This is a genomic window from Aliikangiella marina (assembly GCF_007004765.1).
GTDB lineage: Bacteria > Pseudomonadota > Gammaproteobacteria > Enterobacterales > Kangiellaceae > Aliikangiella > Aliikangiella marina.
This window is the reverse complement of the sequence record NZ_VIKR01000001.1, coordinates 442,522-456,584: the sequence shown is the minus strand read 5'-3', so window position 1 is coordinate 456,584 and position 14,063 is coordinate 442,522. Positions and strand designations below refer to the sequence as shown.

Annotated in this window: 11 protein-coding genes; 6 read left to right on the top strand and 5 right to left on the bottom strand. The window is 44.4% G+C overall.

Annotation, left to right across the window (positions count from 1 at the left end; genetic code table 11):
* The first annotated feature begins 160 nt into the window (after positions 1-160).
* The 4 genes from pepA (at position 161) to FLL45_RS02070 (ending at position 5,214) form a co-directional block, all read left to right on the top strand.
* Positions 161-1,654 (top strand): leucyl aminopeptidase, encoded by a 1,494-nt coding sequence (pepA, locus tag FLL45_RS02085; RefSeq protein WP_142888129.1) that lies wholly within the window; start codon positions 161-163, stop codon positions 1,652-1,654.
* Between the two features lie 50 nt (positions 1,655-1,704).
* Positions 1,705-2,130 carry a DNA polymerase III subunit chi gene (locus FLL45_RS02080; RefSeq protein ID WP_142888128.1) on the top strand — a complete coding sequence of 142 codons (426 nt, stop codon included), beginning with the start codon at positions 1,705-1,707 and terminating at the stop codon, positions 2,128-2,130.
* Between the two features lie 64 nt (positions 2,131-2,194).
* Entirely contained in the window at positions 2,195-5,023 is a 2,829-nt protein-coding gene (locus tag FLL45_RS02075; RefSeq protein ID WP_142888127.1) for a valine--tRNA ligase, read from the top strand.
* A 17-nt stretch (positions 5,024-5,040) separates the two neighbouring features.
* On the top strand, positions 5,041-5,214 hold the full coding sequence (locus FLL45_RS02070) for a DUF3012 domain-containing protein (protein WP_142888126.1): 174 nt from the start codon (positions 5,041-5,043) through the stop codon (positions 5,212-5,214).
* A 97-nt stretch (positions 5,215-5,311) separates the two neighbouring features.
* On the opposite strand, the gene FLL45_RS02065 is transcribed toward FLL45_RS02070, so the two are convergent.
* Complete coding sequence (locus FLL45_RS02065; RefSeq protein WP_142888125.1) at positions 5,312-6,454, bottom strand: serine hydrolase domain-containing protein; 1,143 nt, start codon at positions 6,452-6,454, stop codon at positions 5,312-5,314.
* 134 nt (positions 6,455-6,588) lie between these two features.
* Here FLL45_RS02065 and FLL45_RS02060 point away from each other — a divergent pair, with 134 nt between their 5' ends.
* A complete protein-coding gene (locus tag FLL45_RS02060; RefSeq protein WP_142888124.1) occupies positions 6,589-7,623 on the top strand; it encodes a DUF3080 family protein in 1,035 nt (344 codons plus the stop codon).
* Here FLL45_RS02060 and FLL45_RS02055 read toward each other — a convergent pair.
* From FLL45_RS02055 to FLL45_RS02045, 3 genes are all read right to left on the bottom strand, one after another.
* Positions 7,620-8,540, bottom strand: coding sequence for a TIGR01777 family oxidoreductase (locus FLL45_RS02055; protein ID WP_142888123.1), 921 nt, complete (start codon positions 8,538-8,540; stop codon positions 7,620-7,622). The two genes, FLL45_RS02060 and FLL45_RS02055, sit on opposite strands and share 4 nt — an antisense overlap.
* Before the next feature lie 149 nt (positions 8,541-8,689).
* Complete coding sequence (locus FLL45_RS02050; RefSeq protein ID WP_142888122.1) at positions 8,690-9,385, bottom strand: aspartate/glutamate racemase family protein; 696 nt, start codon at positions 9,383-9,385, stop codon at positions 8,690-8,692.
* Between the two features lie 7 nt (positions 9,386-9,392).
* Complete coding sequence (locus FLL45_RS02045; protein WP_142888121.1) at positions 9,393-9,854, bottom strand: EVE domain-containing protein; 462 nt, start codon at positions 9,852-9,854, stop codon at positions 9,393-9,395.
* 377 nt (positions 9,855-10,231) lie between these two features.
* Between FLL45_RS02045 and FLL45_RS02040 the strand changes: the two genes are divergently transcribed.
* Positions 10,232-12,013: a DUF3300 domain-containing protein gene (locus tag FLL45_RS02040; RefSeq protein WP_142888120.1), complete on the top strand. Its 1,782-nt coding sequence runs from the start codon at positions 10,232-10,234 to the stop codon at positions 12,011-12,013.
* A 147-nt stretch (positions 12,014-12,160) separates the two neighbouring features.
* Here FLL45_RS02040 and FLL45_RS02035 read toward each other — a convergent pair whose 3' ends face one another.
* Positions 12,161-14,002 carry an amidohydrolase gene (locus FLL45_RS02035; protein WP_142888119.1) on the bottom strand — a complete coding sequence of 614 codons (1,842 nt, stop codon included), beginning with the start codon at positions 14,000-14,002 and terminating at the stop codon, positions 12,161-12,163.
* Between the last annotated feature and the right edge of the window lie 61 nt (positions 14,003-14,063).

Sequence of the window (14,063 nt, the reverse complement as noted above, 5' to 3'; positions counted from 1 at the left end):
AAGGGCTCATGGCTTTTGGTTATTGATACAGGGATTTTAGACGGTCGATAATATCGTCATTGTTAAGCGGCCTACTAGGCTTAATTTTTTGCACATTTTTTAATCAATGCTTGATTCGCTATTTCAGCGGCAAGATTTGAAACTAAACGTAAGGTTTGTAATGGAATTTAATGTAAAAAGTGGTAATCCGGAGAAACAACGCAGTGCTTGTGTTGTTGTAGGTGTTTTTGAATCAAGAAAACTGTCAGCAATGGCTGAACAGCTCGATTTGGTGAGTGAAGGTTACCTGAGTAACATTATTCGCCGTGGCGATTTAGAGGGAAAACTTGGTCAAGCTTTACTCCTCCACAATGTCCCCAATACATTGTCTGATCGTGTATTACTCATCGGCTGTGGCAAAGAGCGCGATTTTGGCGATAAACAGTATCGCAAGGTTATCGCTAAGGCCATCACTACGCTTAATGAAACAGGCTCAATGGAAGCCGTGTGTTTCTTGAGCGAACTGAATGTTAAAGGCCGAGACACTCGCTGGAAAGTTCGTCATGCAGTGGAAGCCGCTCAAGATACGCTGTATGCATTTGAAGAGTTCAAAAGCAAAACCGACTCAACCCGTCGCCCGCTAAGACGGCTAACGTTTAATGTTACCACTCGCAAAGAGTTAACTGTTGGCGAACGAGCGATTGAGGAAGGCATTGCGGTAGCGAAAGGATCCCATAAAGCTCGCGACTTGGGTAATTTACCGCCTAATGTGGCCAACCCTTCCTACCTTGCAGAACAAGCAAAGCTTCTCGCAGTGGACAATGACAAAGTTGACTGCCATGTCCTCGACGAGTCTGAGTTAGAAGAAATGGGTATGGGCGCCTTTGTGTCGGTATCTAAAGGTTCTGATACGCCCGCTAAATTGATTGTCATGAAATATAACGGCGGCGATGCTGAGCAAAAACCCATTGTTCTTGTTGGTAAAGGCATCACTTTTGATAGTGGTGGTATTTCCTTGAAACCAGGCGCCAACATGGACGAAATGAAGTATGACATGGGCGGCGCCGCGGCTGTTTTTGGAACATTCGTTGCAGCTGTTGAAATGGAACTCCCGACAAACCTCATTGTCGCTATTGCTGCTGCAGAAAATATGCCGAGTGGTCGAGCTTCGCGGCCCGGTGACATTGTGACAACCCTGTCCGGTCAAACCGTCGAAATACTCAATACTGATGCTGAAGGACGCCTAGTCCTGTGTGATACATTGACTTATGTCGAACGCTTCGAGCCAGATGTTGTTATTGATGTTGCAACCTTAACTGGCGCTTGCATCATCGCCTTAGGCAATCAAGCGTCAGGCTTAATGAGCAACCATAACCCGCTCGCCCACGATATTCTCAATGCGGGTGATCACTGTGGCGATCGAGCATGGCGATTGCCGATTTGGGATGAGTATCAAGAACAGCTAGACTCAAATTTTGCCGATATGGCTAATATTGGTGGCAAAGGTGCTGGCACGATTACCGCCGGTTGTTTCCTCTCGCGTTTCGCGAAAAAGTTTCACTGGGCGCATATCGATATTGCGGGAACAGCATGGGTAAGCGGCAAAGCAAAAGGCGCAACTGGTCGACCTGTACCATTGCTGACTCAATACATTATGAACCGTTGTGAAGGTTAATAACAGAGAGCCAATCGCCGATTAAGCGATAATTTGCAGCGAGCGAAACAATGACCCAAGTTGAATTTTATTCGGTAAATGCCGACGATCATCAAACACCTTATGCGCACCTTTGCGAAGTCGTTAAACGCGCTTATCGTAAAGGGCAGAAAGTGTTCGTTCATGCCGAAAACCGAAAACAAGCTGAAGCCATTGATGAATTACTTTGGACTCAAGATGCAAAAAGTTTCTTACCACATCAACTAGCTGATGAAGATCCTGATACTTACCCACCGATTGAAATCGGCTTTGGTCAAGATCCCAAAGTTAGGCCTGACGTGCTCATCAATTTGGCCAATGAAGTCCCTCAGTTTTTCAGCCGATTCAACTGGGTTTTTGAGTACGCTTATGGCAACGAAGAAACTAAAGAGTTCGCGCGCGCTCGATTTAAGTTTTACCGCGAGCGAGGCTACCCATTGAACCATCGCAAAATCTAATCGCCAATAGGTGGTTAGCAATAATTTCAAACTAATAGATTATTTTTTACTGAGTTAATCAATCATGGATAAATCCTATACTCCCCAGAACATCGAACAAAAGTGGTATGAAAACTGGGAATCAAACGATTACTTCAAATCGGATGGCAAAGGCGAACCTTACTGTATTTTAATTCCGCCACCCAATGTCACCGGAAGCCTTCATATGGGGCATGCGTTTCAGCACACCATTATGGATTTGCTAACTCGATATCATCGAATGAAAGGTGATGATGCGCTTTGGCAATGCGGTACCGACCATGCGGGGATCGCAACTCAAATGGTTGTTGAACGCCTACTCAATGCAGAAGGCAAAAAGCGAACTGATTTCACTCGTGAAGAATTTGTCGAAAAAGTTTGGCAATGGAAAGAATCCTCGGGCGGAACTATTTCGCAACAAATGCGTCGTCTTGGTGATTCACCTGACTGGTCGAGAGAAGCATTTACTATGGATGAAGATTTGTCCAACGCAGTCAAAGAAGTGTTTATTCGCTTGCACGAAGAAGGCATTATTTATCGTGGTAAACGGTTAGTAAACTGGGACCCTAAGTTCCAGTCAGCAATTTCTGATTTGGAAGTTGAAAATCTCGACGAAAAAGGTTTCTTGTGGCACTTTCGCTACCCGCTTGCTGATGGTGCGACCACGAGCGATGGTAAAGATTATCTCGTTGTCGCAACGACTCGACCTGAAACGATGTTAGGTGATTGCGCAGTGGCAGTCCATCCTGATGATGAGCGCTATAAAGATCTAATCGGTCAGTTCGTATCGCTTCCATTGGTAGGGCGAAAAATTCCGGTAATTGCCGATGATTACGTGGATCGAGAATTTGGTACTGGCTGCGTTAAAATAACACCAGCACACGACTTCAATGATTATGATGTTGGCAAACGCCATCAGCTACCATTGATTAATATCATGTCACCAACAGCGACTATTCTTTCGGCTGCAGAAGTATTTGAAATTAATGGCCAGCCGATCGATGATTTTGACAATGCCTTACCGTCGCAGTACGCGAATTTGGATCGCTTCGCCGCACGCAAACTGATTGTAGAAGAGTTTGAGACACTTGGATTCCTTGAAAAGATCGACGATCATGCTTTGAAAGTACCGCGCGGTGATCGTAGTCACGATGTTATTGAACCCTTACTAACCGATCAATGGTATGTCGCCGTTGATTCGCTCGCCAAACCTTCGATCGATGCGGTTCGAAATGGCGATATCAAGTTTGTCCCGGAGAACTGGGATAAAACCTATTTCCACTGGATGGAAAATATCCAAGACTGGTGCATCAGCCGTCAACTTTGGTGGGGTCACAGAATTCCCGCTTGGTATGATAATCAAGGTAACGTTTACGTCGGTCGTGATGAGGCTGATGTTCGGGCTAAAAATGGTCTCACAGATGATATTAATTTACGTCAGGATAACGATGTTCTCGACACTTGGTTTTCTTCTGCACTATGGCCGTTTGCCACTATGGGGTGGCCAAACGAAACACCAGAACTTGAAAAATTTGTTCCTTCCAGTGTTTTGGTAACCGGCTTTGACATCATTTTCTTTTGGGTTGCGCGAATGATTATGATGACTCTGAAATTTACCGGTAAAGTACCATTTAAGGAAATCTATATTACGGGCCTCATCCGCGATGAGCATGGAAATAAAATGTCCAAGTCAAAGGGTAACGTTTTAGACCCAATTGATTTAATCGATGGTATTGATCTTGAGAGCCTGGTTTCAAAACGGACCAGCGGGATGATGAATCCGCAAGATGCTGAAAAAATTGCCAAAAGAACGCGCAAGGAATTTGCTGATGGCATCGAAAGTTACGGAACTGATGCACTGAGAACGACTTTTTGTGCATTAGCATCAACCAGTCGCGATATCAATTTTGACCTGGGTCGTGTCGAGGGCTACCGCAATTACTGTAATAAATTATGGAATGCCGCACGTTATGTGTTAATGAACACTGAAGGTGAGGATTGCGGTAAAGACAATGACAATTTTGAATTGAGTATTGCTGATGAATGGATTATCAGCAAGCTGCAAGATGCTATTGTCGATTTCGAAAAGCACATAAAAGAGTATCGATTCGATTTGGCAACACAAACACTTTATGAGTTTTCTCGCAGTGAATATTGTGACTGGTACTTAGAGTTATCCAAACCTATTCTATACGGCGATGATGCAAGTGAAGAGCAAAAACGCGGTACCCGCCACACTTTGGTCAATGTGCTCGAAAGTATGATGCGCTTGCTCCACCCAATGATGCCCTTTATTACCGAGGAAATTTGGCAGCGTTTAAAGCCGATGGTTAATGTCAACAGTGACACGATAATGAAAGCGGCTTTTCCTGTTTTCGACGAATCAAAGCGTAATCAAAAAGCGTTAAATGATTTGGCTTGGTTACAGCAAGTGATAGTCGCCGTTCGTAACATCCGCGGTGAGCTTAATGTTTCTCCCGCGAAACCGGTCAGTGTTTTACTTAAAAATGCGACTCAAAATGACATTCGACGCATGAATGAGTACCGCAGCTTTCTTTCGGCGCTAGCCAAATTGGAGTCAATCGAGGAAGTCGGTGAGTCAGCTCCGCCTTCATCGACTGCGATAGCGGGAGAAATGGAAATTTTAGTCCCGATTGCTGGACTTATTGATGTGACCGCTGAAGTGGCTCGACTTGAAAAGGAAATTGACAAACTAGAAAAAGACAAGCAACGTTTAGCCGGTAAATTATCGAATGCTAATTTCGTCGAAAAAGCACCTGCCGCGGTTGTCGAAAAGGAAAAAGAAAAGCTAGCCCAGTCAGAGCTCGCGATTAGCAAACTAATCGAACAAAAACAACAATTGGAAAACCTATAAACACTCAAGGAGATGACATGAAATATTTATTAGCAATCCTTTTTGCCCTCGCAATGCTATCTGGATGCGCGCCCGAAGTCGGTAGTAAAGAATGGTGCGAAGATATGAAGGAGAAACCTAAAGGCGACTGGACCGCGAATCAAGCTAAAGATTTTGCGAAACACTGCATTTTTAAATCTGACGAAGAATAACGATCAAATCTAGCCTTAAAACCCAAAAGTTAAAAAAAGACCTTTCTGTTTAGAAAGGTCTTTTTATTGTCTCGTTAAACGCCAATCACCAATAACCTTATTGATTAAAATATAAATCAGCAATTTGTTTAGCGAATTCCCACGGTTTTTGATCGGTGGTATTACAAAACACAATCGTTGAAAACTGATGTTCTGGGAAGCGCTCATAGTAAGTCAATACGCCTAACCAGCCTCCTCCGTGCGCATAAGACTTGCGCCCATCCTTATCAGTAATCATTTGGCCATTTGCATAAAGCCCGCCACCACGAGCTTCATAATCACTGTTCGGCTTATTAAAAAGCGCTAGTAGTTGTTTCGGATTCTTACCGACTTTAGGGTGATAAAAATTTTGATCCCACTTCAACATGTCATCGACAGTCGTGTGAATTCCGCCATCTCCAACCCAAAAAAGGTTGGTCATATCAGTTACATAACCGCCTTCCTTCGCGGGCTTATAACCACTTGCTCGGTTACGAACAATTTCCGTCGGTTGGTCACTAAAAAATGTATGCCTCATTCCAAGTGGCTTAAAAATTCGTTTCTCCGCATATTCCCTGATAGTTTCCCCAGAAACTTCTTCTACTAGCATTGATAGGAGAAAATAAGCTAAATTACTGTAGTCCCATTTCTGGTCCGGCTTGTGCCTCAAAGGCGCTTTCTTGACCACATCATAAAACTCTTTAATGGTTAAATAATCTTCATTACCCAACCGAAATGGGCCTCCCGCGACGGATTTAATGTTGAGTCCGTTCTTAACAGGACCGCGATCGCCGCCAGAAATAAAGTCATAGTCAGCCATGCCAGCAAAATGCCCCAGCATCGCATTAACCGACACCTTCACGCCATAATCTTTTAACGCTGGCAGATATTGACGAATATCGGCTTGTAAATCGATTTTTCCTTCCTCAGCCAACAGTAATACTGCCATCGCGGTAAATTGCTTGGAGACTGAGCCAACCCGATGAACATGACTCCCATCAAGTTTCACATTAAGTTCCATGTTGGCAAGTCCATAACCCGACCGATGAATGAGTCGGCCTTTCTCAATAACGCCAACCGAGCAACCTGGCTGAGCGGCTGAATCTATCGATGAAAACAGGTTGTCAACCTGCTCGCTAAAGTTAGCAGCCTTGAGATTTAATGAGAAGGTGCTTACTGAAGCCGCAATCACTAGTGCCAAACCAAATTGATTTTTAAACATCTATTTTCCCTTTGTATTTAATTTGTTTATATTTTTTCTTTACTGTTTTTTGCTACCCTAGCTCTGTCCTTCGTAAACTAGAACATTGCTTTTCGACTTATTGACTCGGCAACTTTTATGATGTTCCCTAAAATATGATGCTCCCTAAGATTTTCGCGCATTCCTCAGTACTCTTGCTCAGTCTTATGATTGTGAGTGGCTGCGCTGAGTTAAATGAGTATAGCGAGGAAATTACTGACTACAAACAAAGAATCTACACTATTCTTAATGTTCAATACCTTAAGGCTCCACCAGCTGCAAAACAATTTCCTGACACTAAGGAGTTGAAACGTCAATTACCGACAGTCCGAGTCGATTGGTTAGATTTTTTTTCAGTGACAGAGTGCGTTGAACTACAACAGTTACTAGGGCATAGAAACAGTCAATTGGGCAGGAATATGCAAGCCGAATCGCTGCTGCATTACGAAAAACGGCTATCTATTCTTTTAGCGCAATGCGTCGCTTCAATAGAAGCGCCTTCCGAAAAATTGTTGGCAGCCATATCAGCTAAACGCACCCAGTTTTCAACTCAGATATGGAACAATACTTGGGCTAGCAGATACTGGCAAAAGCTTTTTTCATATTCGAATAAGCATCGCGCGGTCGGTGAGCAAGAAATGCAAGCGCTGGCTCAAAGCTTTGCCGATCTAAGAAAGCTGCTTACTAGCAAACAGTTACCCGATAATCAGCAGTGGTTTGATACTTTTCAATTAATTGAACAATCCTCTGGCTTGATCGGCTCACTCGAGGCAGAGCTGGTGTTTCATATCGATGAATTGCAAGCAACAACATCGCAGCTAAATATTCATTTGCACTCAATCTGTCCGAACAAGCAGCCGACGACTGAATACCAGTATTTAAAAAATATCTTAAATAAGTTCTATCTCCAAGACATTCAAAAGCGCCAAGTCACACTGTTGAATAGTTTTCGTGGGATTCAAAAAGAGCTCGCTCAGTGGTCTATCTATTTTCCAAAAGACGCTACGGGTTTCTATCACTGGTATGATCAAAGCTTCAATATTGATTCTTCCAACCATTTAGAAATACAACTAAAACAAGCGATATTAGACCATGTCAAAACTTGGCAAAAACTTGACCAAGCTTGCAAACCAACCATCGATAACCGCTAGTCTTTTTTGAGTACTTCTTGTAACGCTCCTTCTAACTTATCAAATTGGAAATAAAAACCAAAGTCTTGCAGCTTTTGAGGAACTGCACGCTGGCCGGTCAATAAAAGTCTAGCCATCTCTCCCAAGGCTAAATTTAAAAACCAAGAAGGCACAAAAAGAAAACTCGGCTTGCCAACTACTCGCGCGAGAGTTTGGGTAAACTCGGTGTTAGTGACTGGCGTTGGCGCAGTAAGGTTAAACGCTCCGCGACAAGATTCAATATCCTCTTCATTTGGATCCAACATGAACATCAATGCATTCACCATATCGTCAATGTGAATCCACGGCATATATTGACGACCATCTCCTATTCGGGCTCCCAACCCAAGCTTGAATGGCAGCAGCATTTTGTCGAGAAAACCACCTTGTGAGCTAACCACTAATCCAGTACGCAATAAACACACTCGAACCTCAAATGCCTCAGCAGCAAGCGCCGCTTCTTCCCAAGCCTTACATAGTTCGTGCTGGTATTCAGGGTGCGGCATGCTAGTTTCTGTGAGCTCATTGCTACCGCCATCTCCATACCAGCCGACGGCGGATCCGCTAAGCAATACTTGAGGCTTGTGAGTTTGTTTTTTCATCCATTGAATAATCTGATTGGTGAGCTCTACGCGGCTTTGCCATATTTTCATCTTTTGGCCAACGGACCAACGCTTATCAGCGATTGGTTCTCCAGCTAAGTTGACAACGAACTCGATATTTTCTTGCGGATCGATTTCTTCAAGGCTTTCAATCAAGTTAACCAAATAGCCGAGCTTTTGAGCTGCTCGCTTTTTATCGCGGGTTAACACGGTAATCGTTGCAGGAGATTGTTGAAGTCGCTTAATCAGCGCTCTGCCAATCAGCCCTGTTCCACCAGTTATCAAGTAATTCGCCATGCTTTACCGTCGGTACCCTCTGTCAATCATTAAAAATTCGTCGTCTCAATCTTTAGTCTTAGTCTGACCATCTTAGTTGATAAAACGATTCTTTGTGATGGTAAATACGAAGAAATCGCACTAATGGATAAACCCAAGAATTGGCGAGATTAAACTGATAAGGCAAACTCTATCGCTGCTTGAGCATGGATTTCTGTCGTGTTGTACAAAGGAACGTTAGTGTCTGCTTGCTCAACTAACAATGCTATCTCTGTACACCCTAAGATAACCGCTTGAGCACCCTGAGCAGCCAGCTTATCGATGATTTTAAGGTATTCGCGTTTGGACGCTTCCTCGATTTTTCCGAGACACAGTTCCTGGTAAATAACCTCATGGACAATTTTACGTTCGGCTTGATTAGGTATGACCACTTGTATACCAAACTCTGACTCAATACGCCCCTTGTAAAACGACTGCTCCATGGTAAAGTTTGTGCCCAGCAAGCCGACAGTTTCGATACTATTCTCAGAGAGTTTTTGTCCCGTGGCATCAGCGATATGAATCAAGGGTAGAGAGACGCTTGCAGCAACTTGAGGTGCCACTTTGTGCATCGTATTTGTGCAAATAACCACACAATCGGCACCACCAGACTCAAGCGATTGCGCGGCTGAAGCCAGTATTTCCGCCGTCTTTTGCCAATCACCGGCATGTTGAAGCGCTTCAATTTCTGCAAAATCAACGCTATACATTAGCAACTTGGCAGAATGTAAGCCGCCTAAGTGCTGCTTAATGCCACGGTTTATCAATTGATAGTAACTGACCGTCGACTCCCAACTCATTCCGCCAATCAAACCGATGGTTTTCATGTTTGACTTACCCTTTTGCCATTTGATTGATCACTTTCCACTCTTTCGCCGTTACTGGTTGAACAGATAAACGGCCTTGTTTAACCAATACCATTTCTGCAAGCGCGGGCGTTGATTTAATTTGTTTCAGCGCCACAATGTTATCGAACTTGCTCAAAAACTTAACGCCAACACAAACCCAACGAGGATTATCTCGATTTGACTTGGGATCATAATACTTACTTTTCGGATTAAACTGAGCGGGATCGGGATAGGCGTTTTCAACGACTTCTGCGGTCCCCACCGCGCCCACGTCTTTACAACTACTGTGATAAATCAGTGCTTTGTCACCCACTTTTATTTTGTCACGCATAATATTTCGCGCTTGATAGTTTCTAATACCGTCCCAAGGCTCTGTTTTACTCCCCAGCGCCTCAAGGTCATCGATACTGAACTCACTCGGTTCAGTTTTTAAAAGCCAATAAGCCAATTGAATATTCCCTATATCTTGGAGGAGTATTTCTCTATGTTACTGAAAAACAAGGCGCTTTGACCAGTCATTCCTAATAGCGCAATGATATGACCTTGCTTTGTTGCTTTTTTTGTCTGAAATCGTCCAATTGAGTCTTTCAAAAGCGTATGAGTAGCGCTCAATCAGGACGTAAGGCTTTTGTCTAAGCCAGTAGCAAGCGACAATTCCTGAAAATCATTAAAAATCGGCGTAGAATGCAAACAAAGGCGATTTGTTCATGCATCATTCAGTTTACAGCGTGTTTAATAGACGTTAATCGTATCAAAGGCAGAACAGCACTTTATGCAGAAACAGATAAAAACAATACTCTGCAGCGAACAAAATGGGATAACGCTATGAAAGCAATCAAATTTTTATCACAGTTACTCATCAGTTTGAGTATAATTTTTGTCTCCGCACAGTCGTTTGCCGAGAGTGATGGCAACGATGAAATGGCGCAGTCTTTTAGTCAAGCCGAACTTGAGCAAATTCTTGCGCCGATTGCACTCTATCCAGACAGCGTTCTGACGCACATTCTAATTGCCTCGACTTACCCGCTTGAAGTCGTTCAAGCTAACCGCTGGGTCACTAAAAACCCTGACTTAGCGCCTGGGGAGGCGATGCAACAAGTGGAAGATCGACAGTGGGATCCCAGTGTAAAGGCGCTAGTGCCATTCCCAACAGTTTTAAAGCGGATGAGCGATGATCTCGATTGGACACAACAAGTCGGGGACGCCTTTTTACAAGACGAGGCGCTTGTCTTAGATGCCATTCAGTCACTCAGACGACGGGCTGATAATGTCGGTAATCTCGACAAGATGGATAATGTTAAGGTTGTTCGCGAAGAAAAAATCATTGTCATTGAGCCCTCAGAGCCCGAAGTTGTCTATGTTCCTTACTATGATACTCGAGTGGTGTATGGTACTTGGCACTGGGCACATTACCCGCCGGTTTACTGGCGTCATCGGCATTACGCGCACCATCATCATGGTCCGTTTTACTGGTACCCGAGAGTGCGCATATCATTCGACTTTTTCTTCGGTGGATTTCATTGGCATAATCGCCACCTAGTGATTTCGCATCATCACCACTATTACCATGGACATTATCGTCGCTATCGTCGAGATGTTGTGCACCATGTTAATTCAGCTCGCTGGCGACATAACCCACGCCATCGCCGAGGCGTGGCTTATAGAACCAACACGATTAGGGAGCGTTATCAAAGTAGTCGCCCTAGCCGGATTGAAACTCGCACGATTCGTCGAACAGAACGGGATAGTTTAAGTAACCGAGTCTCCGCAAGACAGAATGTTGTTCAACGCCAAAACCAGCGTTCGCAAACCATTGCCAATGCCAATACAAGACGACAAAACGTACTTAATCAACAGACGCGACAAGTCACCCGACAGCAAAGACTGAGAGATCAATTAGGAGAGCGTCGCTCAAGCAATAGTCAGCGTAGTACAACTCGGTCTAATCAAAGGTTTGATAGAGAAACTTCAACCCATCGCAACATGGTTAATCGCGATTTGGTCAACCGAAACACTCGGCCCGAAAATTCCCGTACCCGCGGTTCTCAAAATAGAGACGTAATCAGTCGCGGCGTTCAAAATCGCGAACGACAGAACCGCGACTTGCAAAATCGAGAAGTCAGAAACAGCAACTCAACCAACAGAGGAGCACAAACCCGAGATTTACAAAACCGAAATCGTGACGTTATCTCGCGAGGCGTAAATCAACGAGACTCACAAGCACGGAGTAATCGACAACAAGACCAATACTCAAATGTGAGAAGGAATTTGCAGGAAGGCAATACACGTCGCCAAGACTCTCGTTCGAATAACCTCAGGAGCGAGCGTCGCTCTCAATCGAGCAATAGAGAAATAGAACAGCGGTCTCGACAAGTTAACCGGCGGTCAAACGAATCACGTAGTCAACCAAGAAGAGATGTGCAGCGCAATACTCAAAGACAAGAGACACGATCGACTCAGCGCTCCGCACCAACAAACTATACTCCGCCGCGTGAAAGCCGCAGTCCTCGTTATGAGAGCAGCAATAGAAGTTCTCAGCCAAGGGCGCGGTCTAATTCCAACCGCTCAAACAAATCGAGTCGAAGTTCCTCTCGAAAGGAGCGCTAATCGCTAGGCGTTAAAGCATCGTTTTCTGACTGTGCTTTAACGCTTGTTTAAACCAGTACCTCTCTGTGTTGGTCATAATCTTATGCACACCACTTATTGAGTGATCACCGGGTTTATTCGCGCTCTTACGCTGTTCTGCTCGGCAGATTAATCCTCAGAAAATGACTCCTTTCGATAAACAATCTTTCCATCCAATACTGTCATCAAAACTTGTCCCGTTAGCAATGCGTGAGGCTGCTTCTCAGCCACTTGCATTACATCGATATCAACGATGGTTAAATCAGCCCATTTTCCTTTCGCGATTACACCAGTGTCATTCTCATGAAATGCGCTAAAAGCGGCATCAATAGTAAACCCACGGACAGCCTCTTCAATTGTAAGGTTCTCCTGTGGATACCATCCTCCCGCTGGTTGCGACTGCTTATCTTGGCGAGTTACGGCAGAATGTAAACCGTAAAACAACGAATGGTCTGAACCTGGTAAATCAGAATTCAACGTCATTTGGGTTCCTGCTTGTTTCAATTTACGCCATGCATACGCACCTTTTATCCGCTCTGAGCCAACTCGCGACTCGGCCCAGGTTTTGTCTTCAACCGCATGCTGTGGCTCCATTGAAGCGATCAGTTTCAAGTTGGCTAGACGGCTTAAATCATCGGGGTGAAGTACTTGCGCATGCTCTATTCGATGCCTAAGGTTTCTAGTTTCTGGAAAATCGGTCATGACTTTTTGCAAAAAATCGAGGGTTTCGCGATTACCGGCATCACCAATGGCGTGGATCCCAACTTGAAACCCTCGTCGCATTAAAGCTTCAACAAGGGATTCATCAAAACCGTACCCTTCTCCAGAAACTCCTCTATGTCCTGGTCTGTCGGAATAATCCTCGAGTAACCTCGCCCCTCTTGACCCCAAAGCGCCATCATAATAGGCTTTAACCGAACGGATATCTAACCAGCCACTCGGGTCTATGAGCGGTCCTTTTGTTATCCATTCTTTGGCCAATGATTCATCTCGCGCTGATAACATTGCATAAGTTCGCAGAGGGAGTTCTTGCGCCTGATTTAATGCCTGAAATGCGCTGATATGTTTAGTCTCTGCACCGGCTTGGTGAACAGCGACAAAGCCATCTTTTAGCATTTGTTGCATGCCTTTCTTCACCCAAGATTGAAACTCTGTATTGGATGCATCAGGTACCTTGTTTTGAATCAAAGTAGTTGCTCGGTTGAGTAATATTCCGGTTGGCTCGCCGGTTAAATCCTTAACTATTTCTCCGCCAATAGGCGGCTGTGTATTGTGATCTATCTGCGCAATACCAAGTGCAGCGGAATTAACCCAAACGGCAAATCCATGTAAGCTTTTAAGCAATACCGGGTTATTAGGAAAATGTTTATCAAGAAGCGCCTTGGTTGGATAAGCATTCGCCCACGCGCCTTCGTCCCACCCCTGACCTATCACCCACTCATTTGGTCCTAAATCAATTGCTTTTGTTGCTTTGAGCAATTGATCAATCGCTTCTTGTGGCGTTTTTACATCGATGAGGTTTATACGAGAAAGAATTTGTCCCAGCTCAGCAATGTGGACGTGCGAGTCGTGAAAACCGGGAAGCACTGTCGCCCCTTCAAGGTCGACAATTTGAGTTTGAGCCGTCGCCATTTGGCGGATAACTTGATTAGTCCCGACAGCGACAATTAATCCGTCATCTATCGCAATTGCTTGCGCATCAGGTTGCCATCCTGATTGATAAGGCGCGTCTGTTGCAGGATTACCGTCACCGTCAGGCGCTCGCCAGTTGAAGCTATAAACGCTTCCATTGGTAAGTATTAAATCAATCGGCTCGACCTGCTGAGAAGAATCGCTGGTGCTTTGTTCGACCTCTTGAGAACAAGCGACAATGAGCACTGATAAGAGAAAAGCAATTGCCTTTTTAACAGTCTCCCCCTTACCAGTCGCTCCATTAATAACTCTCCCACTAAAAGTAATAGGCCATTTCATCCAAGGTTCCTTTATCGTTTTTTGATTATTTTTATCAACAAAGTTGCGCGTTATTTTCAAT

What these genes read in the sequence shown, in the direction of transcription:
- pepA (WP_142888129.1), top strand. Translation starts at nt 161, where the DNA reads ATGGAATTTAATGTAAAAAGTGGTAATCCGGAGAAACAACGCAGTGCT.
- FLL45_RS02080 (WP_142888128.1), top strand. Translation starts at nt 1,705, where the DNA reads ATGACCCAAGTTGAATTTTATTCGGTAAATGCCGACGATCATCAAACA.
- FLL45_RS02075 (WP_142888127.1), top strand. Translation starts at nt 2,195, where the DNA reads ATGGATAAATCCTATACTCCCCAGAACATCGAACAAAAGTGGTATGAA.
- FLL45_RS02070 (WP_142888126.1), top strand. Translation starts at nt 5,041, where the DNA reads ATGAAATATTTATTAGCAATCCTTTTTGCCCTCGCAATGCTATCTGGA.
- FLL45_RS02065 (WP_142888125.1), bottom strand. Translation starts at nt 6,454, where the DNA reads ATGTTTAAAAATCAATTTGGTTTGGCACTAGTGATTGCGGCTTCAGTA.
- FLL45_RS02060 (WP_142888124.1), top strand. Translation starts at nt 6,589, where the DNA reads ATGATGCTCCCTAAGATTTTCGCGCATTCCTCAGTACTCTTGCTCAGT.
- FLL45_RS02055 (WP_142888123.1), bottom strand. Translation starts at nt 8,540, where the DNA reads ATGGCGAATTACTTGATAACTGGTGGAACAGGGCTGATTGGCAGAGCG.
- FLL45_RS02050 (WP_142888122.1), bottom strand. Translation starts at nt 9,385, where the DNA reads ATGAAAACCATCGGTTTGATTGGCGGAATGAGTTGGGAGTCGACGGTC.
- FLL45_RS02040 (WP_142888120.1), top strand. Translation starts at nt 10,232, where the DNA reads ATGAAAGCAATCAAATTTTTATCACAGTTACTCATCAGTTTGAGTATA.
- FLL45_RS02035 (WP_142888119.1), bottom strand. Translation starts at nt 14,002, where the DNA reads ATGAAATGGCCTATTACTTTTAGTGGGAGAGTTATTAATGGAGCGACT.